The sequence below is a fragment of the Tunicatimonas sp. genome (assembly GCF_049647865.1).
Lineage (GTDB): Bacteria > Bacteroidota > Bacteroidia > Cytophagales > Cyclobacteriaceae > Tunicatimonas.
Genome location: NZ_JBARYM010000894.1, coordinates 1 through 1,957, shown reverse-complemented (window position 1 = coordinate 1,957; position 1,957 = coordinate 1). Strand labels below are relative to the sequence as shown.

The following is a 1,957-nucleotide window of genomic DNA, read 5'->3' as shown; positions in this document are numbered from 1 at the left end:
GTGCCCACCCGATCTTAAAGCCGCGGTGGTCATTTCCCGCTACGCCGTAGTGTCGCTCCTTATTAGCTAAGTCTCGGTTCATCCAAGTAGGTAACTGATTTTCTTGGGTAGTGGCTGAATACTGAGGAGGTGAACCAAACATAAACACGGGCTGGCGAGTAACCCGTAGCTTGTCTTGCAGTAACTCAGGGAAGGTCTGTCTAAGCCACGGACCGTTGGCAAATACGTAGCAGTCAGCCGAGAGATTGGTGCCATCGGCTAATAATACTTTTTTTAGCTGTCCATTCTGCTCTTTGTCAGGTAGTGCCTGTGTTTGCTTAAACATTCCCCCTTCCCGAATAAACTGTTTCACTACCTGACGACAAGACTCAAGAGCTAACACAAAACCAGCGGATGGATCATACACCGCGTGGTGAAGGTCGTCCGTACGAACTAGCGGAAAACGTTGGCTGACTTCTTCAGGAGATAACCACTCTAATGGCATCTGAGCTTCTTGATATAAGGGACGAGCTTGCTCAGCATAGTCATAGTACTCCATTTGGCAGAAAATGAGTAGTCCCGTCTGATGAAACAACTTTTGACCAAACTGAGCTTTATTCTCTTTCCATAGGGTGAGTGCTCGCCGAGCTAAGTCGAAATACTCTCGCTTGTCGCCGTACATGCAGCGCACTAAGCGGGTTTCGCCTCCCGAACTGGCGCGCGCATTTCCTGCACCCCAGGTATCGCAAAGCGTAACATCATACCCTTGACGAAGCAGATATAACGCAGTCCAGCCGCCAAACGCTCCGGCACCTACTACTACCACCGAAGGTTTGCTTCCGAAGTTATTATTAATAGTTTTCCATTGGTGCTGGGAAGCAATAAGTGGAGTGAAAGCTAAGGCTGTCGTCTTCTTTAGTAGATTTCGGCGAGTAATTTTGGTCATCAGTTTTGTGGCTCAGTGAGTAGTTCGTCAATTTCGTAGCGAATACCATTTTTAATGGTTGTGGTCACGTTCCAGGCATCAAAGATATTAGCCAGTGGGTCACCATCTACAATCACCAGATCCGCTACTTTGCCTTCTTCAATGGTACCTAAATCATTGGCTACCCCTACCGCTTCTGCCGCTCGGATGGTTGCTGATTGTAAGGCTTGAAACGGAGTAAGTCCACCGTCTACGAAGATTTGCATTTCGGTATGCAGACTGGTTCCGTAGGGAATAAAGGGGGAATCCGTTCCGGCGGTAACGCGTCCCCCCGCTCGCACAATGCGGGTAATTGATTCTTGAATGGAGGATACGTTAAGCAGGTAGCTAGGAAAAAGCTTTTTTAAGCGTTGAGGAGCTGCTTGTAACTGAACACGATAGTCCTCAGGATACAGCGCCATTAATTGTCTATTCTGATAAATTTCGGGATGCTTGTCGGCTAGAATATAAAAACCGCCTTGTAACCCAACGGTAGGCGTAATATTCATTTGTGATTTTACTAGCAGTTGTACTACGTCATCGTAGGTTTTTTTCAGCTCCGACTGCTTCATAGAATATCCCCGTCGGCTGGTACCCCGGATGTGCTCAACTGCATCTACATTGTACTTGGTAGACGGATAAATCTCATGGGAGGAAACTGGAATACCCATTTCGTGAGCCGCTTCAGTGATACGTTTTTGCAGCGAATCGGGCATTCGTACGTAGGTTTTAATCATATCGTAACCCAATCGTTCGGCCCGCTCTAGCTCTAACTCCATATGTGGCCCGTGGATAACACTGTTGGCTAAACCGTAGTAGATACGACTACCATCGGTGAGGCCACCGGTAAAGAATTCTCGGGGACCCGGGCGAACTCCACTGGCCCAGGCTTCCTTCCGTTCCAGGGCATCGTAGGGGTCAGCCCCCGGTTCCCGCACCGAAGTAATGCCATAAGATAACCAGATTCTACCCAGCCGTTCGCCTACGCTGGCGTGCTGGTGAGTGTGCATTTCA

At 48.7% G+C, this 1,957-nt stretch carries 2 protein-coding genes; both read right to left on the bottom strand.

The features are described 5' to 3' along the window. Positions 1 to 925 (bottom strand): FAD-binding oxidoreductase (locus tag WBA23_RS25505; RefSeq protein ID WP_424585104.1); only part of this gene is annotated, 925 nt, incomplete at its 3' end. Next, positions 925 to 1,957: amidohydrolase family protein (locus WBA23_RS25500; RefSeq protein ID WP_424585103.1), on the bottom strand; the 1,033-nt coding region annotated here is incomplete at its 5' end. The genes WBA23_RS25500 and WBA23_RS25505, both read right to left, overlap by 1 nt.